General features: G+C 28.5%; 21 protein-coding genes and 1 other annotated feature. Of the genes, 20 read left to right on the top strand and 1 reads right to left on the bottom strand.

Annotation, left to right across the window (positions count from 1 at the left end; all coding sequences use genetic code 11):
- Positions 1-23 precede the first annotated feature (23 nt).
- From ACYUCG_RS00575 to ACYUCG_RS00670, 20 genes are all read left to right on the top strand, one after another.
- Positions 24-5084 carry an endo-alpha-N-acetylgalactosaminidase family protein gene (locus ACYUCG_RS00575; RefSeq protein ID WP_460267841.1) on the top strand — a complete coding sequence of 1687 codons (5061 nt, stop codon included), beginning with the start codon at positions 24-26 and terminating at the stop codon, positions 5082-5084.
- A 165-nt stretch (positions 5085-5249) separates the two neighbouring features.
- Positions 5250-5381: a hypothetical protein gene (locus ACYUCG_RS00580; protein WP_003452864.1), complete on the top strand. Its 132-nt coding sequence runs from the start codon at positions 5250-5252 to the stop codon at positions 5379-5381.
- Between the two features lie 165 nt (positions 5382-5546).
- Positions 5547-6560 (top strand): 3-deoxy-7-phosphoheptulonate synthase, encoded by a 1014-nt coding sequence (gene aroF, locus ACYUCG_RS00585; protein ID WP_460267842.1) that lies wholly within the window; start codon positions 5547-5549, stop codon positions 6558-6560.
- 120 nt (positions 6561-6680) lie between these two features.
- Complete coding sequence (gene aroB / locus ACYUCG_RS00590) at positions 6681-7733, top strand: 3-dehydroquinate synthase (protein ID WP_003461393.1); 1053 nt, start codon at positions 6681-6683, stop codon at positions 7731-7733.
- Positions 7734-7981: 248 nt separating this feature from the next.
- Positions 7982-9256: a 3-phosphoshikimate 1-carboxyvinyltransferase gene (gene aroA, locus ACYUCG_RS00595; protein WP_460267843.1), complete on the top strand. Its 1275-nt coding sequence runs from the start codon at positions 7982-7984 to the stop codon at positions 9254-9256.
- Positions 9257-9319: 63 nt separating this feature from the next.
- Positions 9320-10393, top strand: a complete 1074-nt coding sequence (gene aroC / locus ACYUCG_RS00600; RefSeq protein WP_460267844.1) for a chorismate synthase — start codon at positions 9320-9322, stop codon at positions 10391-10393.
- Positions 10394-10561: 168 nt separating this feature from the next.
- On the top strand, positions 10562-10855 hold the full coding sequence (locus ACYUCG_RS00605) for a chorismate mutase (protein ID WP_003457089.1): 294 nt from the start codon (positions 10562-10564) through the stop codon (positions 10853-10855).
- 755 nt (positions 10856-11610) lie between these two features.
- A complete protein-coding gene (gene aroE, locus ACYUCG_RS00610; protein WP_460267845.1) occupies positions 11611-12426 on the top strand; it encodes a shikimate dehydrogenase in 816 nt (271 codons plus the stop codon).
- Between the two features lie 255 nt (positions 12427-12681).
- Positions 12682-13197 carry a shikimate kinase gene (locus ACYUCG_RS00615; protein ID WP_460267846.1) on the top strand — a complete coding sequence of 172 codons (516 nt, stop codon included), beginning with the start codon at positions 12682-12684 and terminating at the stop codon, positions 13195-13197.
- A 195-nt stretch (positions 13198-13392) separates the two neighbouring features.
- Complete coding sequence (gene aroQ, locus ACYUCG_RS00620; RefSeq protein ID WP_060797068.1) at positions 13393-13833, top strand: type II 3-dehydroquinate dehydratase; 441 nt, start codon at positions 13393-13395, stop codon at positions 13831-13833.
- Between the two features lie 78 nt (positions 13834-13911).
- Entirely contained in the window at positions 13912-14427 is a 516-nt protein-coding gene (locus ACYUCG_RS00625; RefSeq protein ID WP_283704066.1) for a hypothetical protein, read from the top strand.
- Between the two features lie 125 nt (positions 14428-14552).
- The gene (locus ACYUCG_RS00630) at positions 14553-14885 is read left to right on the top strand and encodes a PadR family transcriptional regulator (RefSeq protein WP_139932938.1); all 333 of its coding nucleotides are present in this window, start codon (positions 14553-14555) and stop codon (positions 14883-14885) included.
- A gap of 1 nt (position 14886) precedes the next feature.
- On the top strand, positions 14887-15744 hold the full coding sequence (locus tag ACYUCG_RS00635; protein WP_460267847.1) for a permease prefix domain 1-containing protein: 858 nt from the start codon (positions 14887-14889) through the stop codon (positions 15742-15744).
- Between the two features lie 226 nt (positions 15745-15970).
- A complete protein-coding gene (locus ACYUCG_RS00640; protein WP_460267848.1) occupies positions 15971-16813 on the top strand; it encodes a hypothetical protein in 843 nt (280 codons plus the stop codon).
- A gap of 126 nt (positions 16814-16939) precedes the next feature.
- Positions 16940-17830, top strand: coding sequence for an ABC transporter ATP-binding protein (locus tag ACYUCG_RS00645; protein WP_060797039.1), 891 nt, complete (start codon positions 16940-16942; stop codon positions 17828-17830).
- Between the two features lies 1 nt (position 17831).
- A complete protein-coding gene (locus ACYUCG_RS00650) occupies positions 17832-19043 on the top strand; it encodes an ABC transporter permease (protein WP_240297766.1) in 1212 nt (403 codons plus the stop codon).
- Between the two features lie 114 nt (positions 19044-19157).
- Positions 19158-20147, top strand: coding sequence for a choloylglycine hydrolase (bsh, locus tag ACYUCG_RS00655; RefSeq protein WP_415341420.1), 990 nt, complete (start codon positions 19158-19160; stop codon positions 20145-20147).
- Between the two features lie 141 nt (positions 20148-20288).
- Positions 20289-20630 (top strand) — a binding site (T-box leader).
- Positions 20631-20722: 92 nt separating this feature from the next.
- A complete protein-coding gene (locus tag ACYUCG_RS00660) occupies positions 20723-21205 on the top strand; it encodes an Lrp/AsnC family transcriptional regulator (RefSeq protein WP_060797036.1) in 483 nt (160 codons plus the stop codon).
- The gene (locus tag ACYUCG_RS00665; protein ID WP_283678649.1) at positions 21202-22380 is read left to right on the top strand and encodes an aminotransferase class I/II-fold pyridoxal phosphate-dependent enzyme; all 1179 of its coding nucleotides are present in this window, start codon (positions 21202-21204) and stop codon (positions 22378-22380) included. Before ACYUCG_RS00660 ends, ACYUCG_RS00665 begins: the two co-directional genes overlap by 4 nt.
- A gap of 114 nt (positions 22381-22494) precedes the next feature.
- Positions 22495-23520, top strand: coding sequence for a phospholipase C (locus ACYUCG_RS00670; protein WP_060797034.1), 1026 nt, complete (start codon positions 22495-22497; stop codon positions 23518-23520).
- A gap of 56 nt (positions 23521-23576) precedes the next feature.
- Here ACYUCG_RS00670 and ACYUCG_RS00675 read toward each other — a convergent pair whose 3' ends face one another.
- Positions 23577-24050 carry a hypothetical protein gene (locus ACYUCG_RS00675; protein ID WP_460267849.1) on the bottom strand — a complete coding sequence of 158 codons (474 nt, stop codon included), beginning with the start codon at positions 24048-24050 and terminating at the stop codon, positions 23577-23579.
- Positions 24051-24052 lie beyond the last annotated feature (2 nt).

A 24052-nucleotide genomic window follows, 5' to 3' on the forward strand; every position in this document is an offset into this window, starting at 1 on the left:
CATGAAATTATGGGGGGAGAAAAATGGGTAGAAAATGTATGAACAAGAAAATTGCTGCAATAATAGCTGCTGCTGTTATTGTTGGACAATTACCAATTTCAGTACTTGCTACACCTGTTAATGAGGCTGGAGATGAGATTAATAGTGAATCAGTTGAAACTTTAACTAATAGTGATGAAGAGGCCGAGGCTTATATTCAAAACTATGATAGACCAGAAGGAATTACATGGACAAAATTAGCAGGCTCAGGAAGTGTTGAGGTAACTGATGGATTTTTATCAGTTACTAATAATGGAGATTATAGAATTATGGAAGATCAATCGCCTAATATAAAAAATGGTGAGTTAGAAAGTAAATTTACAGTTGGAGGTTCTCAAACTGGAATAATATTCAGAGCAACTGAGTCAAACTATGGAATGATCAACTATAACTCAGGTACTGGCTGGGTTATAGAAAATAAAAATAGTTGGGAGGATATTACAGGACCAAGACTAAATAATGGAGATATTGTAACAGTTAAGGCTACTTTTGTTGAAAAGCACTTAACTGTTAATGTTTCTGTAAATGATGGAGAATTTGAAACTATATATGATAAAGAGTCAGATTTAATTCCATTACACGCTGGTAAAGTTGGATATAGAGGATGGGGTAACTCTAAAACTACTAAATTTGATTATATTAAGTATGCTCCTATGACTGTAGATAAGGGACCTATAGTATCAATAAATGAAGTGAATGTAGAAACTTATCCAAGGGTTAAGCCTATGTTACCATCAAGTGTTACAGTAAATCATGAAAATGGTATGTCTAGTATCAAGGAGGTTTCTTGGAATTATATATCTAAAGAAAGTTATTCAAAGCCAGGTACATTCAAAGTTGAAGGTACAGTTGAAGGTACAGAGGTGAAAGCAATAGCTAATGTAACTGTAAGTTCAGATTTGGCATATTATGAAACTAATTTTGACACGGAAGAAACAAGGGGGGATTGGCAAATTGTAAAAGGAGGCGGATCTCCAAGTTATGAAAATGGTAAAGTTACAATACCTATGAATGCAGTATCTATGGCTGTTGATATGAATTCTCCAGAGGTTAAGAACTTTATTTATGAAACTGATTTTTCTGTTGATAATAATGGAGGAAGAATAGGTTTATTATTCAGATATATATCAGAAACTGAATGGGGAGCTGTTTGTTACGATAATGGTTCTTGGGTATGGAAAACTGGAGATGGTAAATATGGTGCATTCCCAGGATCATTTACACCAGAGCCAGGAAAAACTTATAAAATAAAGCTTAAAGTAGAAGATACAAATATTACTATGTGGGTTGATGACGAGAAAATAGGGCAAGTTGCAGTATCTAATTTACCAGATGTAAGAGGAAAAGTTGGTTTAACTGGATGGTATGGAAATAAAAATGTTACTTTAGATAATCTTGTTGTTGAGGAATTAGGTGGAATAATGGCACCAGAAGTAGGTCCATTAGAAGAACAAACTATAGAGTCAGATTCTATGAAAGTTGTTTTAGATAATAGATTCCCAACTGTAGTTAGGTATGAGTGGAAAGGAACTGAAGATGTTTTATCAGGAGCACCTGTAGATGATTTAGAAGCTCAATATATTGTTGAAATTAATGGTGAGAAGAGAATTCCAAAAGTAACTAGCGAATTTACTAATAATGAAGGTATATATATATTAAACTTTGAAGATATAGGAATGACTATTACTTTAAAGATGACTGTTAATGAAAATAAATTAAGAATGGAAGTTACTGATATTCAAGAAGGGGATGTTAAACTTCAAACATTAAATTTCCCAAATCATAGTTTAGCTTCAGTAAGCAGTTTAAATAATGGTAAAACAGCCTCTGTTCTAACAACTGGTGACTGGAATAACATAAATGAAGAGTTTACAGATGTTGCTAAGTCAAAACCAGGGGTTAAGGGTAAAACTTATGCATTTATAAATGATGATAAGTTTGCTGTTACTATAAATAATAATACTATTGAAGGTGGAAATAGGGTTGTATTAACAACAGAAAATGATACTCTTCCTGATAATACAAACTATAAGAAAGTTGGAATTTCAAACGGTACTTGGACTTATAAAGAAATTCTTCAAGATACAACAGATCAAGGAAGTAAGTTATATCAAGGTGAAAAGCCATGGTCAGAAGTAATTATAGCAAGAGATGAGAATGAAGATGGTCAAGTAGATTGGCAAGATGGTGCTATTCAATATAGAAAAAATATGAAAATTCCAGTAGGTGGAGAAGAAATAAAAAATCAAATGTCATATATTGATTTTAATATTGGATACACTCAAAATCCATTCCTAAGATCATTAGATACAATTAAAAAGCTTTCAAATTACACAGATGGATTTGGCCAATTAGTTCTTCATAAAGGATATCAAGGAGAAGGACATGACGACTCTCATCCAGACTATGGCGGACATATTGGTATGAGACAAGGTGGTAAGGAAGACTTCAATACCTTAATAGAACAAGGTAAGGAATATAATGCTAAAATAGGTGTTCATATAAATGCAACTGAATATACTATGGATGCGTTTGAATATCCAACTGAATTAGTTAACGAAAATGCTCCGGGATGGGGATGGTTAGACCAAGCTTATTATGTAAATCAAAGAGGAGATATAACTAGTGGTGAATTATTCAGAAGACTTGATATGTTAATGGAAGATGCACCAGAGCTAGGATGGATTTACGTTGACGTTTATACAGGTAATGGATGGAATGCTCATCAATTAGGAGAAAAGATAAATGATTATGGAATTATGATTGCAACAGAAATGAATGGACCATTAGAGCAACATGTTCCATGGACTCACTGGGGTGGAGATCCTGCATATCCAAACAAGGGAAATGCAAGTAAAATAATGAGATTTATGAAAAATGATACTCAAGATTCATTCTTAGCAGATCCATTAGTAAAAGGTAATAAGCACTTATTATCAGGAGGATGGGGAACTAGACATGATATAGAAGGTACTTATGGAACAGAGGTGTTCTATAACCAAGTATTACCTACTAAGTATTTACAACACTTCCCAATAACTAAGATGAGTGAAAATGAAGTATTATTTGAAAATGGAGTTAAGGCTGTTAGAGAAGAGTCTAATATAAATTACTATAGAAATGATAGATTAGTTGCTACTACTCCAGAAAATTCAATTGGAAATACAGGTATAGGAGATACTCAATTATTCTTACCATGGAATCCTGTTGATGAAGCAAATAGTGAGAAGATATATCACTGGAATCCATTAGGAACTACCTCTGAGTGGACTTTACCAGAAGGATGGACTTCTAATGACAAAGTTTATTTATATGAATTATCAGATATAGGAAGAACTTTAGTTAAGGAAGTACCAGTTGTAGATGGAAAAGTTAATTTAGAAGTAAAACAAGATACTCCTTATATAGTTACTAAGGAAAAGGTTGAAGAGAAGAGAATAGAGGATTGGGGATATGGCTCAGAAATAGCTGATCCAGGATTTGATTCTCAAACTTTTGATAAGTGGAATAAAGAATCTACTGCTGAAAATACAGATCATATAACTATTGAAAATGAAAGTGTTCAAAAGAGATTAGGTAATGATGTTCTTAAAATAAGTGGAAATGAAGGCGCTGATGCTAAAATTTCTCAAAGCATAAGTGGATTAGAAGAAGGAGTAACTTATTCAGTATCTGCATGGGTTAAAAATGATAATAATAGAGAAGTTACACTAGGAGTTAATGTTGGTGGAAAAGATTTCACTAATGTAATAACAAGTGGTGGTAAAGTAAGACAAGGAGAAGGTGTTAAGTATATTGACGATACTTTCGTGAGAATGGAAGTAGAATTTACTGTACCTAAAGGAGTAAATTCAGCTGATGTTTACTTAAATGCTTCAGAAGGAGATGCTGACTCAGCTGTACTAGTTGATGACTTTAGAATATGGGATAATCCAGGACACACTAATAGAGATGGATATGTATTCTACGAAGATTTTGAAAATGTAGATGAAGGTATATCACCATTTTATTTATCTCCAGGAAGAGGACATTCAAATAGATCTCACTTAGCTGAGAAGGATATATCTATAGATGCTAATCAAAGAATGAACTGGGTACTTGATGGAAGATTCTCATTAAAATCTAACCAACAACCAAAGGAAATAGGTGAAATGTTGACTACAGATGTTTCATCATTCAAATTAGAACCAAATAAAACTTATGAATTTGGATTCTTATATTCATTAGAAAATGCTGCTCCAGGATATACTGTTAATATTAAAAATAGAGATGGTGAAAAGATTGTAAACATTCCTTTAGAGGCTACTGGTTCAAATTATGCACAAGATATTTTCACTAAAACTAAATCTGTAACTCACGAGTTTACAACTGGAGATTTTGCTGGAGACTACTATATTACTTTAGAAAAAGGTGATGGATTCAAAGAAGTAATCTTAGATAATATTTATGTTAAAGAAATAGATAAGTCAATTGAATCACCAGAATTAGCTTATGTAAACTTAAATACAGTAGAACATGACTTAGAAGTTGGACAAAGCGTTCCATTTGCTATAAATGCATTAATGAATAATGGTGCAAATGTTAACTTAGAAGAAGCTGAAGTTGAATATAAAGTTTCAAAACCAGAAGTTTTAACTATTGAAAATGGAATGATGACTGGAGCTTCTGAAGGCTTTACTGATGTCCAAGTAAATATTACTGTTAATGGAAATAAAGTTTCTTCAAATACAGTAAGAGTTAAGGTTGGAAATCCAGAAGTTGAGGAAGAAGAAGTTATAGTAAACCCAGTAAGAGACTTTAAGGTTACTGATAAGACTAAGAAAAATGTAACTGTAAGCTGGGAAGAGCCAGAAAAAACTTATGGATTAGAAGGCTATGTTCTTTATAAAGATGGTAAGAAAGTTAAAGAAATAGGTGCTGATGAAACTGAATTTACATTTAAGGGATTAAACAGACACACTATTTATAACTTTAAGATTGCTGCTAAATATTCTAATGGTGAACTTTCAACTAAGGAATCAATAACTGTTAGAACTGCAAGATAATAAGTTTTAATTAGATTGAAGTAAATTTTAAGTAAGTAGTATAAGATTTTATATAGAGTCTTATACTACTTTTGTTTTAAAATTTATTGACTTTGAAATTACAAAGTGTATAATAAATTTAAAAAAGTTTAGAAATAACTGTTTAAAAATTTTTTGGAGGATGTTATGCTAAATTTATTAGTAAAGGGATTAGTAGCACAATTTTATAGCTTTTACTCTAGCTGGGGCTTTCATTTTAGCGCTGGATCTTTTATGTGCAACAAAAACTATGCTCTTTTAACTAATGGGTTTGTATAATTAGTGTGATAGATATTAATATTATAGTAATATTATATTATAATTTATTTGATAGAACTCATTAAAGTGGGTTCTATTTTTTTGCAATAGTATAATTTAAACAGTTTAATTTTACATTTAGACTATTTTAAATAAAAAGGTTAAAATAAAAAAGGAGGGCGAATTATGATAGTTATATTAAAACCAGGAACAAAGGAAGAGGAGATTTTAAAATTGATAAAAAAGATAGAATCACTTGGAGTTGAGACTCAAAGAATTTCTGGAAGTGAAATGTGTGTAATTGGTTTAGTTGGAGATACAAGCAAAATAGATCCTGCTAAAGTAGAAGCAAACAAAAATGTAGAGAGAATAATGCCTGTTCAAGAGCCCTTTAAAAAGGCAAATAGATTATTCCATCCAGATAACTCTATAATTGATGTCTTAGGAAATAAAATTGGTGATAAGAAAATAGCATTAATAGCTGGCCCTTGTTCCGTAGAGAGTGAGGAGCAAATAACTGAAATAGCCGAAGAAGTTAAGGCATTAGGGGCAAGTTTCTTAAGAGGTGGTGCATTTAAACCAAGAACTTCACCATACAGTTTCCAAGGGTTAGAACTTGAAGGATTGGAGCTTCTAAAGAAGGCTAAGGAAAAAACAGGCCTTCCTATAGTTACGGAAATAATGTCAACTAGTATGATAGAAAAGTTTATTGAAGATGTTGATGTTATTCAAGTTGGAGCAAGAAATATGCAAAACTTTGATCTTTTAAAAGAGCTTGGAAAGACAAAAAAACCTATTCTTTTAAAAAGAGGATTGTCAGCTACAATAGAGGAACTTATAATGTCAGCAGAGTACATAATGGCCGGTGGAAATGAAAATGTAATTCTTTGTGAAAGAGGAATTAGAACCTTTGAAACTTATACAAGAAATACCTTAGACTTAAGTGCAATACCTGCTATTAAAAAACTAAGTCATTTACCAGTAATTGTTGATCCAAGTCATGCAGCAGGAAAGTCATGGATGGTAGAACCATTATCAAAGGCAGCCATAGCTGTAGGTGCAGATGGATTAATAATAGAAGTACATAATGACCCTGCTAATGCCTTATGTGATGGTCAACAGTCAATTAAACCAGAAGAGTACGGAAAGCTTTTAGAAGATTTAAGAGCTATCGCAAAGGCTGTTGGTAGAGAGTTATAGAATATTATTTAATTTAGTGGGAGTGTTTAAACTCCCATTAAATTTATACTTAAATAGAAATAACATAATAAAATCAATATTTTTATAAAACATAAAATTAAAGGGTTTGGAGTGATAAAAATGAAAGTTTTAAGAGTAAATTTAGATGAAAAAAGTTATGATATAGTAATTCAAAAGGATTTAAAAGATTATTTTGGAGAATACATAAAAACTGTATTTGATGGGAAAAAAGTAGCTATTATAACTGATGATAATTTAAATGATATATATGGAGAGGCTATAAAGAAAAACATAGAAAATGAAGGCTTTGAAGTTGAAGTTATTTCTGTTGCACCAGGAGAAAAGAGTAAATCTTTTAGCGTATTACCAGGAATATATAATAAACTTTTAGATTTTAAATTAACTAGAAGTGATTTAATCATAGCTCTAGGTGGCGGTGTTGTTGGAGACCTTGCAGGTTTTGTTGCATCAACTTTTTTAAGAGGAATTAGCTTTATACAAATACCTACATCATTATTAGCTCAAGTTGATTCTAGCGTTGGTGGTAAAGTAGCTGTTGACTTAGAAAGAGGGAAGAATTTAGTAGGAAGCTTTTATCATCCTGAATTAGTATTAATAGATCCAAATATGCTTGGAACACTTCCAGAAAAGTATTTTAATGATGGCCTTGGAGAGGTAATAAAATATGGATGTATTAAGAGTAAAGAGTTATTTGAAAAGTTAGAGGGCTTTGAAAATAAAGAGGATCTAAAAGAGAATATTGGAGAAATTATTTATGAATGTTGCAATATAAAAAGAGAAGTGGTTGAAAATGACGAAAAAGATTTAGGAGAAAGAATGGTTCTAAACTTTGGCCATACTTTAGGTCATGCCATAGAGCAAATTTATAATTATGAAACTTATTCTCATGGGGAAGCTGTTGCCATAGGAATGAATATGATAAGCAAGATTGCAGAAGAAAAGGATCTTACTAAAAAAGGAACAGCAGAAAGAATTGAGAGTTTATTAAAGAAGTATGGATTAAATACTGATGTTAACATTGAAGATAATGGATTAGCTAGAGAAGCTATAAAATTAGATAAGAAGAATTTAAATGGAAATTTAAATGTTATCCTTTTAAAAGATATTGGGGAAGGATATATATATAATACAACTGTAGAATTTTTTGAATAAAGGCATAGGGGGTTAAGTGAATATTAATTTAAAGTTATTACTTTATAAATAACTTAACAACTTGGCTTCATAAAGGAATTTAGAGCTAATTTAATTATTTCTCTAGTTTCTAAATTTAGAAATATATTAATTTTTTAAAGAATTTCCTTAGAAAGGCTTTAGGGTTATATATGAAATTAATATGGGTTTAAAATAGAGGATAAAATTTATAGTGTAATTTAAAAATAAGTATAGGGAGCGGTTAAAAAGTGAAAAAGGTAATTATAACTCCTAGTAAGTTAAAGGGAAGTGTAAAAATACCACCTTCTAAAAGTATGGCTCATAGAGCTATTATTTGTGCTTCTTTAAGCAAAGGAGAAAGTGTTATTTCTAACATAGATTTTTCAGAAGATATTATTGCAACTATGGAAGGTATGAAATCTTTAGGAGCAAATATAAAAGTAGAAAAAGATAAACTAATTATAAATGGAGAAAATATTTTAAAGGATTCTAATTATAAAGTTATTGATTGTAATGAATCAGGTTCCACTTTAAGATTTTTAGTTCCAATTTCTTTAATAAAAGATAATAGAGTTAATTTTATCGGTAGAGGGAATTTAGGGAAAAGACCATTAAAAACTTATTATGAAATATTTGATCAGCAAGAAATTAAGTATTCCTATGAGGAAGAAAAGCTTGATTTGAATATAGAAGGAAGCTTAAAAGGTGGAGAATTCAAAGTTAAGGGAAATATAAGTTCTCAATTTATAAGTGGTTTATTATTTACTCTTCCTTTATTAAAAGAGGATTCTAAAATAATAATAACTACAGAACTTGAATCTAAAGGATATATAGATTTAACTTTAGACATGATAGAAAAGTTTGGAGTTACAATAAAAAATAATAATTATAGAGAATTTTTAATAAAAGGTAATCAAAGTTATAAGCCTATGAATTATAAGGTTGAAGGTGATTACTCACAGGCTGCTTTTTATTTTTCAGCAGGGGCTTTAGGCTCAGAAATAAATTGTCTTGATTTAGATTTAAGTTCTTATCAAGGAGATAAGGAATGCATTGAAATATTAGAGGGTATGGGTGCTAGGCTTATAGAAAATCAAGAAGAGTCTTTAAGTATAATTCATGGGGATTTAAATGGAACAATTATAGATGCTTCACAGTGCCCAGATATAATTCCAGTTTTGACAGTGGTTGCTGCTTTAAGCAAGGGAGAGACTAGGATTATAAACGGAGAAAGACTTAGAATAAAAGAATGTGATAGATTAAATGCTATATGCACTGAGCTTAATAAACTAGGTGCAGATATAAAGGAATTAAAAGATGGACTTATAATAAATGGAGTTAAAGAGTTAATAGGAGGAGAAGTATATAGTCATAAAGATCATAGAATAGCTATGAGTTTGGCTATTGCTTCTACAAGATGCAAGGAAGAGGTTATTATAAAAGAACCAGATTGTGTTAAAAAATCTTATCCAGGATTTTGGGAAGATTTTAAGAGCTTAGGTGGAATTTTAAGAGAAGAATAATATATAAAATATTTAACAGAAAGGAGGAAGCTTTTAGAGATAAGAAGCTTTAAAAGCAAATAAATGGGAGGAGTTTGGGGTAATAAAATAAAATTATCTATATTTGGAGAATCTCATGGAGAAGGAATAGGAATAGTAATAGATGGAATAGAACCTGGAATCAAAATAAATATGGATAACATAGAAAAAGATATGGAAAGAAGAGCACCAGGAAGAAATAGTTTATCAACTCAGAGAAAAGAAGGGGATAAACCAGAAATTTTAAGTGGAATATTTAATGGAATCACCACAGGGGCTCCTATTTCAATGATAATAAGAAATACAGATAAAAGATCTAGGGATTATTCAAAAATAAAAGATGTAATGAGACCAGGCCATGCAGATTTCCCAGGATACATAAGATATAATGGCTTTAATGATTATAGAGGGGGAGGACATTTCTCAGGAAGAATAACAGCTCCATTAGTTTTTGCTGGAGCCTTAGCTAAAGAAATACTTAAGGAAAAAGGTATAACTATTGGTTCTCATATTAAGCAAGTTGGAAAAGTTAAGGATTCTTACTTTGATTCATTAAAATTAAATAAAGAAGATTTAGAAGAACTTTTAACTAAAGAACTTCCAGTAATAGATACAAATAAAATAGAAGATATTAAGGAAGAGATTACTTCATATAGAATGGAAGGAGATTCTATTGGAGGAATTGTTGAGTGCGTCATAGTAGGATTAGAGGCTGGTATAGGAAATCCATTCTTTGATTCTTTAGAAAGTACCATAGCTCATTTAGCTTTTTCAGTACCAGCTGTAAAGGGAATTGAATTTGGAGCAGGTTTTGACTTTGCAAATATGAAAGGTTCAGAAGCAAATGACGAATATTTCATAGAAAATGAAAAAGTTAAGACATACTCTAATAATAATGGAGGAATAACTGGGGGAATATCAAATGGAATGCCAGTTATATTCAGAGTTGTTATAAAACCTACACCATCTATTTCTAAAGAACAAAGAACTATAAATATAAAAAATATGACAGAGGAAGTTCTAAGTGTAAATGGTAGACATGATCCTTGTATAGTTCAAAGAGCCTTAGTTGTTATAGAGGCCATTGCAGCTATTTCTATATTAGAGTTAATAAAATAAAAAGTTTAAAGTATAGTAGACTTTTATGAGAAGGGGATATTAATTAAAGTTAATCTTTGTCTACTATATTTTAAAATATTTCAAAGTGATTCATTTTATCAAAGTTCTAGATTAAATTAATATTTACTTAAAACATAGTAAAGAAGTTAAAAGAAAAGAGGTGAAATTTTGAGTGACAAGTTAGCTCAATGTAGGAAAGAAATCGATAGAATAGATGGGGAACTTATGAAACTTTTTGAAGAAAGAATGAATGTTGTTTTGGATGTTGCAAGATACAAAAAAGAAAATAATATGGAAATTTTTCATAAAGATAGAGAAAATCAAGTTATAGAGAAAAATCTAAGTCGAGTAAAAAATAAAGAACTTTTACCTTATGCAGAGGAGATGCTTCATGCATTAATGGATATAAGTAAAGAATATCAACAATATAAAATAGGGATGAGAGAAAATTTCATTAAGTAAAATGAAATAAAATTATTTTTTAGTGGGAAAAAGGATTATTTAGAGGGGTTAAGAGATTCAATAGTCAATTATAGGATTTTAGTATGTTATAAAAAAGCGTAATTTTAAAATGTTAATAATAATGGGTGTCAAATTAACAAGACATCCATTTATTTTAATAAAGCATAAACTTTTTTTGAAATACCCTATAGAAAATGGATAAGAGAGTAGAATAATGATTGTCAACAAATAATTACTATAGAAAAAGAGGGTATCAAATTTGGAAATTAAAGCTTTGATTAAATTTTTAAAATTGGTAATGGTAATAACTCTTATATATACGTTAATTACTACTAATTTTGCCATAAGGGCATTTTTAATTGTTGTAGAAGTGATTTTTATTATTATATTTTATAAGGTGAAAAATATATAAATAATTTACTTAATAAATATTCTATGATTAAAAAGCTAGAGCTTTTTATAAAATACTATTTAAAATGTAAAAGACACCTAGTAGGGTAACTAAGTGTCTTACATGAACTTGTGTATTTGGTTTTGGATATTTAAACAAAAACTTAAAATTATCATTAATCTTTCAACAGGGGATGTAAAAAGATTATTATAAGTTTTGTATGGTAATTTAATCATAGAATTATGAATTAATTATGGAGTTTTATTATTAAAGTTTAAATCTTAATTATTGTATAGTGTAAGAGTTTTATCTTTATTCAATGTTTTTGTTAGAATTAAATTGTAAAGATTAAGGAGGTGGAGTTTTGAAGTTATTTGGATTAATAGGTGAGAAGTTAGGACATAGTTTATCTCCAGAGATACATAATAAAGTTTTTAAAGATAATAATATAGATGGATTATATAATCTTTTTTCTGTAAAAAAAGATTTTGAAAATAATATTGTAGAAAGTCTAAAATGCTTAGGAGTAAAGGGAGCCAATGTTACAATACCATATAAAGAGAAGGTTATGGATCAGCTAGATATTATTTCACATGAGGCCAAAGCTATAGGAGCAGTAAATACTATTTTAATAAAAGATGGAAAATCCTATGGTTATAACACTGATTATTATGGATTTGGTAAAATGCTAGAAAGAGCAAAGGTTAATATTGAAGGAAATAGCTTTTTTGTTTTAGGAGCAGGGGGAGCTGCTAGAAGTATTTTGAAATATCTACAGGATAGCAAAGCTAAAAAAATAGTTTTGGTTTCTAGGGACAAAGAGAAAGCTTTTAAAAAATTTAAAGATTTCAATATTAATTTTATGAGTTATGGTGATCTTGAAGAAATTCATGAGGAGTTTGCTTTAATTAACACAACTCCCTGTGGAATGTATCCTAATATAAATTCAGTAGCTGTTTCAGAAAAGGTAATTAAAAAGTTTAAGGTTGCTGTAGATATAGTTTATAATCCTTTGGAAACTAAGTTTTTAAAAATGGCAAAGAATAATGGTCTTAAAACAGTGGATGGATTATTTATGTTAGTTGGACAAGGGGTTAAAGCTGAAGAGATTTGGAATGGAATAAAAGTAGATAAGTCTACAGAAGAAGAGATATATGAAGAATTGAAATGTAGATTTTAAAGTTAATTTTGTAATAAGAAAATGTTAATTCGAATACTAAATTTAGCCAAATATGATATAAAATAAGTATAGATTACATTTTTAAATTATACTTAATTTTATAATTAATAGAATTAAGAGTTTCTTTTTAAAACAGTAATTATTTCTAGGTATTATTATAAATAATTACTGTTTTAAAATAGGAATAAAAGCTAAAATGAATTTTAAAAGTTTAAATAATATTATTGGGTAAAATACAAAAAAGGGGATTAGGATATGAAAAAAAGAGGAGTACTTTTAATTGGAATGCCTGGAGCAGGAAAAACAACCATAGGAAGAGAGCTTTCAACGGTATTAAAGATGAATTTTTTAGACGTGGATGAATTCATAGAAAGAAGTACAGGAAAAGAAATAAAAGAACTTTTTGCTCAGGGAGAAGAGGTTTTTAGAGATTTAGAAAGTAAAAGTTGTGAACTTTTATCAACCTTAAAAAATGTGGTTATATCTTCTGGTGGTGGAATAGTTACAAGAGAAGAAAATATGGGGAATTTTAAGGAGTTTATAACTGTTTTTATAAACAGGCCTTTAGATTTAATTATGGAAGATATAGACACAGAAGGAAGACCTCTTTTATGGGATGGTAAAGAAAGACTTACTAATTTATATAGAGATAGAATTGATTTATATAAAAAGCATAGTGATATAGAAATTATAAATGATGGTACTACTAAAGAGGCTATTAGAGAAATAGTTAAAGCTATTTCTGATTTTGGTTTACAAGAGAAAGAATAGTTTTTTTATAGATAAGAATTTTTTCAGTGATTTAAGATTATAAATTGTAATCTTTCAAGAAATTATTATTAAATAAACTTGTGAAATTTTCTATGAAAAAGTTTGTTTTTAATAGTATTATTCTATTAAAAATCCTAAATGGAAAGTAGGTGGATTTTAACCAAAGAAAAAATTAATAATTTGGTTAGAGATATTATGAAAATAATGGTTATAAATGGACCTAATTTAAATCTTTTGGGGATTAGAGAAAAAGAAATCTATGGTGCTAAAGATTTTAATCAGGTCATTGATTATATAAAAGAGGAAGGAAAAGAATTAGGGTTAGAGGTAAATTGCTTCCATAGCAATATAGAGGGAGAAATAATTAATTTTATTCATAATGCATACTTTGAAAAGTATGATGGGATAATTATAAATCCTGGAGCATACACACATTATAGCATAGCTATTTATGATGCTTTAAAAGGAGTTGAAATACCAACTGTTGAGGTGCATTTAAGCAATATTCACAAAAGAGAAGAGTTTAGACATAAATCAGTTACAGCCCCAGCTTGTATTGGGCAGATAAGTGGATTTGGTGAATATGGATATATTATGGCAATGAATGCATTAAAAAATCATATTAGATCTAAATAAGATTAAAAAAATAAAATCTATTTAAATTAATAATATGAATGCTTCAGTTATAAATTTAATGGTTAAAAGGGGATTTTTATGGAGGAGAGAATTGAGAACTTACAGAGAATAATAAAAAATATTTTGGCATCTACAGATGATCAAATTCAGGGTGATTTAAGGGATTCCTTAAGGTTAAGAATGTCTGTATCAGAAAATTTACATGGGGAAGTAAGATATTTAAAATGTTTAAGAGCTTTAGTAGAAGAAAAATTTCAAGAATTTTTTAAGAAGAAAAACTTTCCGAAGGATTATAATGATTTTGTAGGAATATGGTCAAGTTTATCAGAAGAAGCAAAGTCTTTATGTAATGATCCAAAATATGATTATGATGAAGAAAAATATAAATATGAATTTATATATTTTGAGGTTTATTGTAATGTCTATTTAAGATATTCTTTAGGACTACTTTTTAATGGTAATAATAAAGATACAATTGATGAATTAAGCCAATATAATAGTTTAGAAATAATTCAGCTGTATAGGTATTATCTTCATCAAATAACTCTTAGAAAGTTAGAAAAAAGTTTAAAATCAGATAAAGTTAATAGTTAATATAAAAAGAAGTTGTATTCTTATTTGGAATACAGCTTTTTTTATTATGTTTTTGTGAATTATACCATAAAGTATTCTATAGTATAGAGTACTTTATGGTATAATTATACTTGGGAGGGATAATATTGGAACTTAATAAAGAGATTATAAAAGGACATGTGGAAAGTATAATATTATCACTTTTACTAGAAAAAGATTTATATGGGTATGAGATTTCAAAATTAATTAGAGAAAATAGTAAAGAAGCCTTTGAGGTCAAGGATGGAACCTTATATGTTGTTTTAAAAAGGTTAGAAAAATTAGGACTTGTAATATCATACTGGGGTGATTGTAAAAGTGGTGGTGGAAGAAGAAAATATTTTAAAATTACAGAGGATGGAGTTAATTATCTAAAAGAAAAAAAGAGTGAATGGGAATTTCTAAAGAGTATTATGAATATTTTTTTGGGGGGAGAATAAAATGAGAGAGATAGATAATTATATTGACTCTTTATATAAGAATATTGATGGAATTTCAAAAGAAAATAAAGAGATAAAGGAAACTATGAGGACTCATTTAATAGAATCTGTAGAAGAATTAAAATTAGAAGGGTTTAGTGAAAAAGAGAGTGTTAAGATCGCTTTAGAACGATTTGGAGAAATAAATGAAATTAGAGGAGAACTAAAAACTGTAGTGGAAAGAGGGGTAAAACCACTACTATATACAGTGGGAATTTCATTAATAATACTTATAGCTTTCTTTACCCATCTAATATTTATGAGATTTGATTATATAAAATTGCTAGCTTTAATAATTATTGCTGTTCCAATGTATATAATAATTAGAGGTGGAGTTTTAATATATTATAAAGTAAAGGGTGTAAAATATGATATAGATTGGAAAAAGGAATTATATAAATTTTTATTTGCTAATTATTTTATATTTCTAGTTGGATGGTATATATTCCCTATAGAAGTTGGAGGAAGCTCAAATGTTAGTTTTCAAGTAGACTTAATTCCTTTTAAAAGTTATATTGAATTAATGAATAGGGGAATAACTATAGGATATCTTATGAAATGGATAATTATTAGATTGATTTTATTTATACCTTTAGGATTTTATCCAGCATTTCTAAAAGGAAAATTTAATAATATAGCCGGCTGTGTATTAATAGCTTCTGTAGTTTATCTTATAATTCCAATATTAGAATTAATATTAAGTTTTGGATTAATTTCTGTACCAGTAATTTATATTGGAATAGATTATTGGGTGATAAGTATAATTGGAGTTTTACTCGGTTATTTTTTATACAATTCAATAGCTAAAAAACATATTTAAATTTTTAATAGAGCGTATTTAAATAAAAATTAAGACAGATTAAAAGTTAGACTAAATATGTATTAGTGATTTTAGATATAAATTAAAATAGATTAGAGAAAATTAAAAAGTTGAAAATAAAAGTATAAGTTAATACTTTATTCTTGATTTGAATAAAGTATTAACTTTTTTTATTTGGTATTTATGGAATTTATTGAGATGATAAAATAGAAAAAAGGAGGTTGAAATGGTTACAATTAATAAAAAAGTAATTTGGATATTTATGATTATTGGAATTATATTTGTGGGAATTAGTTCTAATTATTTAGTTGAAGAAAATGAAACTATAAGTTTTCCTTATGAGTTTGAGGTTGATAATTACAACATTGAAATTGAGTATTCTAAGCTTTATGATAATTATTTGCTCACTAAATATAAGATAAGTAGAAAAGATGGTTCTTATATAGGCGAAACTGAAGCAAATTTATCTACATTCATAACTAAATATGATAGTGCGTTTAGTTTTGGACCACATATTATTTCATCAAAAGTAATTGATAATAAAATTAAAGAAGAAATAAGTATAGATTTTGTTGCTGCAATAGAAAAGCCCTTAGAAAAAGTGAAAATTAGACATGCCTTAGCTGGAAAGTATATTGATGGAACTAAAGAGATTAAAAAAGAAGGAATTGTTAACCTAAGTAATGATAATTATATAAATTTAAATACCAAAATTAAAATAGATGATATAAATTTAACTGTTAGAAATTTGGGGAATTTTGAATTTGGATCTATTTTAAATTTATTTACTGAAAACTTAGAAGATGAAGAGATAGAAAATTTTCATGAAAATTATAGTATTAAATTAAAATCAAATGATTTTAGTAAAATATATGAAATTAAGCAAATGATGGTTCTCGATGGGAAGGCTGTAGATGCTGTTATTGAATGGAATAAAATAAATAAGGATACTAAGCTTGTAGAATTTTTTGTAGTTGACTTATTATATGATGTAGATTCAATTGATTTTAATAATTTTGAGCTTTTTGTTGTTAATAAAAATACCAATGAAGAAACAAAAATTTATTAAGTAGTTAAAGAGTAATACTTTTAGTGCTATATTATTTAATATGTTTAAAAATAGTGCGAAAAATGGTAATATTTTATGTAACAGTAAAATTTAACATGTTTATTAAAATGAAAAGGGGGATTTTTAGTGAGAGTTGAGGCTCAAAGCATAAGCAAAACCTTTGGAGAGGTGCAAGCTTTAAAAGATTTAAGCTTTGTCATTGAAAAAGGAAAAGCTTTAGGGTTATTAGGGAGAAATGGAGCAGGAAAAACTACTGCAATAAGAATACTACTTGGAATATTACCAAGTGATACGGGAAAGGTTTTAGTGGATAATAAAAAGCTAAGCTTTGATGAAAATGCTTTTGGATATTTACCAGAGGAGAGAGGATTATATCTTAAATACACAGTTAAGAGTCAACTTATGCATTTTGCTTCTCTTTATGGAATGAAGAAAAAAGAGGCATTAAATAGCATAGAGTATTGGCTTGAAAAGTTTGAAATAAGTGAGTATCTAAATAAAAAGGTTGAAACTTTATCAAAAGGTAATAAACAAAAAATACAGTTAATAGTTGCAGTAATGCATAATCCAGAAGTCATAATTTTAGATGAGCCATTTAGTGGACTAGACCCTGTAAATGTGGAATTATTTAAAACTGTAATAAGAGAATTATTAGCTAAAGGCAAAACATTAATTTTTAGTAGTCACAGAATGGCTGATGTGGAAGAATTTTGTGATGATATAATAATGCTTAAAAAAGGGGAAACCATACTTCAAGGAAATCTTAATAGGATAAAAGAAGACTATGGAATTAAAGGTCTTGTAGTTGAAGGAGAAGAAAAAGTACAAGATTTATTAAAAGAATTAGGATTTGAAGCTTTAGAATTCAAAAAGGGAAGTTATAGAATAAATCTTAAGGATTTAGAAAAAGGAAAAGAACTTTTAAGAAAAATCACTAACACAGATTTAGATATAAGGGGATTTTATTTTGAAAGACCATCCTTAAATGATATTTTCATAGAAAGGTTAGGTGATTAGTATGAAAAAGTTTTGGAGTATTTTTAGTTTTACCTATAAAGAAACTATTAGAAATAAAGCTCTTATAATATCAACAATAATTACTTTAATTGTAATGCTAGGATTCTTTAATATGGATAAAATAGTAGGACTGTTTAATAGAGAGGGATCAAAAGATTTAATAATGATAAGCACAGAAGCTAATAATAAATTTTTTGACTCTAATACTTTAGAAAGTTTAAATGATGATGATTTTAAAGTTGTTTTAAGCAAAGATTCAGAAGAAACTAATAAGGTTAAAACGGAAATAGAAAATGGAAAGTCAGATTATAAGGCTTTACTTGAAGTTTCAACAGGTCAAGAGGTATCAGGAAAATTATATGTTAATGAATTACCTGGAGATTCTTTAATGAAGAAAGTAAATACAATTTTAAATGACACTAAATTTGTATTTTCAATGGAGAAGTTTAATATAACACCAGAAGAGTATGCTAATATAATGACTCCAGCTCAGCTTGATGTAGTTCAAACAGGAAATGCTTCACATGAGAGAATGACTTTAGTTTATGCCCTTGTTTTTGGAATTTATATAATAACTCTTACTTTTGGTTCTATGGTTGCTAATTCAGTTATAGAAGAAAAGAGTAACAGAATAATGGAAACCTTAATAACTATGGCTAAGCCAATGGAGCTTTTCTTTGGTAAGGTATTAGGAGTATGTGCTGTAGGGCTTACACAGATAGCGGTGATTCTAGGTGCTGGCTTAATAATGCTTAAAACATCAGGTATAAGCTTAGAAGCTTTAAGTTCATTAAATTTAAATGCTAGCATAATATTTGCATTTGTTGCCTATTTCCTTTTAGGATATTTAACATTCTCAATGCTTTATGCAGCAGTGGCTTCCCTTGCTACAAGTGCTCAAGATGTAAATTCATCAATGGGAGCAATTACATTAGTCTTTGTTGGAGTCTTCTTACTTTCAATAAACTGCATGTTTAACATTGAGTCAACTTTAGCTAAGGTATTTAGTTATGTACCATTTGCTTCTCCTTTAATAATGTTTGAGAGAATAGTTTTATCAAAAGTTACTTTTATGGAAATTTTAATAACTACTATTATCAATGTTGGATTCATAATTTTAGTTGGATTCTTTAGTAGTAAATTATATAAAAAAGGAACTTTACATTATGGTAAAAAGGCTTCATTAATAAAAATTATAAGAGGTAAGGAATAAAAAAATAATAATGGACTTAAAAACTTGTTAATATGGTAATTAAGTATAATATAAATTTTAAAATAAATATAGTATTATTTACCTATATAACAAGCCAATGAGGAGAGAGGATTTATGTGTACAGGATTAGCATTAGAAACAAAAGAAGGATTGCATTTATTTGGAAGAAATATGGATATTGAGTATTCATTTAATCAATCTATTATATTTATTCCTAGAAACTTTAAATGTGTAAATAAATCAAATAATAGAGAATTAACAGCAAAATATGCTGTCCTTGGAATGGGAACTATTTTTGATAACTATCCTGCATTTGCAGATGGTATGAATGAAAAGGGGTTAGGATGTGCTGGGTTGAATTTTCCAGTTTATGCAAGTTATTCTAAAGAGGATATAGAAGGTAAAACTAATATTCCAGTATATGATTTTTTATTATGGATTTTAGCAAATTTTAGCTCAGTTGAGGAGGTAAAGGAAGCATTGAAAAATGCTAATATAGTAGATATACCTATTAATGAACATATTCCTAACACAACTCTTCACTGGATGATAAGTGATATAACAGGAAAGTCTATTGTAGTTGAGCAAACAAAGGAAAAATTAAATGTATTTGATAATAATATTGGAGTATTAACTAATTCACCTACTTTTGATTGGCATGTAACAAATTTAAATCAATATATAAGTATGAAATATAATCAAATTCCAGAATTTAAGTTAGGTGATCAGTCTTTAACTGCCTTAGGGCAAGGGACTGGTTTAGTAGGATTACCAGGAGATTTTACACCTGCATCTAGATTTATAAGAGTAGCATTTTTAAGAGATGCAATGATGAAAAATGATAAAGATTCAATAGATTTAATTGAATTTTTCCATATATTAAATAATGTTGCTATGGTAAAAGGATCAATTAGAACTATAGAAGAAAAAAGCGATATTACTCAATATACAAGTTGCATGTGTTTAGAAAAAGGAATTTATTATTATAATACCTATGAAAATAATCAAATTAATGCAATAGACATGAATAAAGAAAACTTAGATGGAAATGAAATTAAAATATATAAATATAACAAAACTTTAAGTATTAATCATGTAAATTAGTTTGTTGCATGGGCGTGTATCAAAAGTTATTTTGATACACGCCCTATTTTTATATAAAAAAACAAATTTGCATTAATTTTTATAAAAAAATATTGAATTTATTAAATTTTGTGTATATAATTATAAAAAACGAAAAAATGATAAAAAACAGTGAAGAGAAAGAGTAAATTAGGTGGACTTTTCAGAGAGCTAAAGTTTGGTGAGATTTAGTAAGAAAGCTTAATTGAAGCAGTCTCGGAGTTTCTTGTTGAGAACTAAAGGTTAAATAGAGTATTTTAGTAAGTATGTTTTAAAATTAAAATGTACACAACTTTTAATTAGATTAAGACGATTTCCTCCCGTTAAAGAGGATAGAAATTGAGTAATAAGTAGGGCATAAATTTATTAAATTTTGTCCATACTATTAAAGATTTCTAACTGAGGTGAGTAAAAGTAATTTTACTTATTAGGGTGGTACCGCGAAGTAGTTCCTTCGTCCCTTTTTAGGGATGAAGGAACTTTTTTTATTAATTATGCTAAACACAATTAAACAATTTAAATAAAAAATAAGCAATAACAAAGGGGGCCAATGTGTCATGGAAGAAATTTTAGAAGTTTTAGAAAAAAACAGTAGATATACAGATCAAGAAATTGCGATTATGACAGGGAAAACTGTGGAAGAGGTTAGAGAGGCCATAAGAGATTATGAAGAAAGAAGCATAATCGCTGGCTACACTACTCTTATAAATTGGGAGAATACAGGAAGAGAGACAGTTACAGCCTTAATAGAAGTACAAATAACTCCTCAAAGAGGTGTTGGTTTTGATAAGGTTGCAGAGAGAATATACCAATTTCCACAGGTTAAAGCTTGTTATTTAATGTCTTCAGGTGGATTTGATTTAACTGTTATAGTAGAAGGAAAAACAATGAAAGAAGTGGCAATGTTTGTTTCAGATAAACTTGCAATTCAAGAATATGTAACAGGAACAGCAACTCACTTTGTACTTAAAAAATATAAAGATCATGGAACAATATTTAGAGAAAAGAAAACAGATGATAGGGAGATGTTATTTATATGATACTAGAGAATATGATATTAGATAATGTGAAAAATATGCCACCTTCAGGTATTAGAAAATATTTTGATTTAATAAATGAAATGGATGATGTTATTTCTTTAGGGGTTGGGGAGCCTGATTTTGTAACTCCTTGGAATGTTAGAGAGGCTGGAATTTATTCTCTAGAGCAAGGACATACTCACTATTCATCAAATGCAGGATTTATAGAATTAAGAGAAGAGATATCAAAGTATTTAAATAGAAGATTTTCTCTTAGATATAATCCAAAGGATGAAATACTTGTTACTGTTGGAGGAAGTGAAGGGATAGATTTAGCTCTTAGAGCTTTAGTAGGTCCTGGAGATGAGGTTATAATACCTGAGCCAAGCTTTGTAGCTTATAAGGGATGTACAGCATTTACAGGAGCAATTGCTAAGACAATAGATTTAAGAGCTGAGGATGATTTTAAATTAACTCCAGAACTTTTAGAAGAGGCTATAACTGAAAAAACAAAAGTGGTAATAATTCCATTCCCTAATAATCCTACTGGAGCAATAATGAATAAAGAAGAGCTTCAAAAGATTGTGGATGTTTTAAAGGATAAGGATGTAATAATTATTTCTGATGAAATATATGCAGAATTATCATATGATGAGGACCATGTTTCAATAGCTAGTTTCCCGGAGGTAAAGGAAAAAACTATAGTAATAAATGGATTCTCTAAAGCTTATGCTATGACTGGATGGAGATTAGGATATGTATGTGCTCATAAAGTTTTAATAGATGCTATGAAAAAGATACATCAATATGCAATAATGTGTTCACCTACAACAGCTCAGTATGCTGCTATTGAGGCTCTTAAAAATGGTGATGAGAGCGTGGCGGAAATGGCAAGGGAATATAATAGAAGAAGAAGAGTATTAGTTGATGGATTTAGAAGTATGGGATTAGATTGCTTTGAACCATTAGGAGCTTTATATGTATTCCCATGTATTAAGTCAACGGGTATGAGTTCAGATGAATTTTGTGAAAAACTTCTTCTTGAAGAGAAAGTGCTAGCTGTTCCAGGAAATGCTTTTGGAGAGTGTGGAGAAGGTTTTATAAGAGCTTGTTATGCTGCTTCAATGGAAGATATAATGGAGGCTATAAAGAGAATAAGAAGATTTGTTGAAAGAAATAATATGCAAGGGAAATAGATAAATCTTTTTAATAGGTAGTAGAGGCTTAAATTTAGCTTTTACTGCCTTTTTTAACGTTAAATATTTTCTATGTCTGGTGCTATAATTGTATTTAGGTGGGAGGCGACAGTCATGGATAACATGAAAAAGATATTGAAGAAAATGCCAAAGGTTATGAAAAAGTCTTTAAAAAAATCTAATACCCATGATGTGTTATTAGAACAAGCAAATAGAATGGTGATTAATGATAATAATTTGTATTTAAATAATAAGTGGTTTTCTAAATCACTTAAATGGTGTATGGATATACTTGAACTTAATTACAATGTTAGTAAGAGCTTAGGATGGATTAGACCATCATACTCTAGAAAGCCAGACATAATGATTAGGTCAGTCTTAACTTTATTCTCTTTTCATTTTTATCATGGTGAAGATAAGGATAATTACTTTGGAAGAATTGGAAAAGGTAAAACAGCAATGTGTAAATTTATTTTTTTTGGACGAAAAGCCTTAAAGTATAGAGATAAAGGTAAGAGAAGAAAATGTATGAAGTATTTAAGTTATTCTTGTCACTATTTAGCTGATATGAGTGAACCACACCATGTTACTCATCACATTGCTAGTCCAAATGAAAAAATAATGAATGTATTAAAAAAATTTGATATAAATAAAATAGGAAAAGGAAATTTTTCTAATCACCGTAGGTTTGAAAATTTAGCACAAGCTTGGATAAAAGGAGATGAAGATATAACTCTTTTATTAGATAAAAATAAGGATAAAGATGAAGATATTCTTTTAAAAGGAGTACCAACTAAAGGAGAAATTTTTTCTTATATACTAAAGGATGAAGGTAACAATGTATTTAATGAAGATGATAAGAAAAAGGTTTTAGATATATATTATAAAAATAGCAATTTTGATTTTGATGAGTATTGTAGATATTTAGGTAATGAAAGTTCAGAATATGCAAAAGAATTAATTCATGATGCCTTTAAGGATGATACTAGAGAACAAGCTTTGGCAGCTATTAGAGCACTTAATATGGCAGAGATTCAGTTAGCTAGATTTTTATATTATTTCTGTAACTATAATCTTAAGGAAGAAAAATTTGTTGAGCCTAAATTAAAATTATATAATTTAAGTTTAGGAGTAAGTTAATAAGAAAGACTATCTAAACACATTAATATTTGTAGTGTGTTTAGATAGTCTTTTGTTTATAAATTTATACATAGAACCTTACCGTGAAGAGCATTTAAAAGCTTTTTCTTTTTTATATAATCTAGCTTAAAATATAATGGATTGGCTCCTTTTATGTATATTGTTATAGTAAACTTATTTTTAACCTTTTCAATTTCTATTTTGTGTATATCTTTAAACTTATAGCAATTATATCCATAGATTATAGTATCTTCAGTTACATAAAAACATATTAATTTGTAAGATATAAAAACTAGAATAAAGAAATAAATAATTGAGATTATTAAATTTAGCATGTTCTTATGATGTAAATAAGACATACCACCAAATAAAAGTATTAGCAATGACAATATGAACATAATTATAGAAATAAGGCTCATTATTTTTATAGTTACGGTCTTCTTACCTTTTCTAGCTTTTTTTGTCCCATGAAGTAAAACTATATTTATTAAAATATATATTCCTAAAATAATAAATGCCAATAGAACCACCT

This window comes from Clostridium sp. CTA-17 (assembly GCF_054767895.1).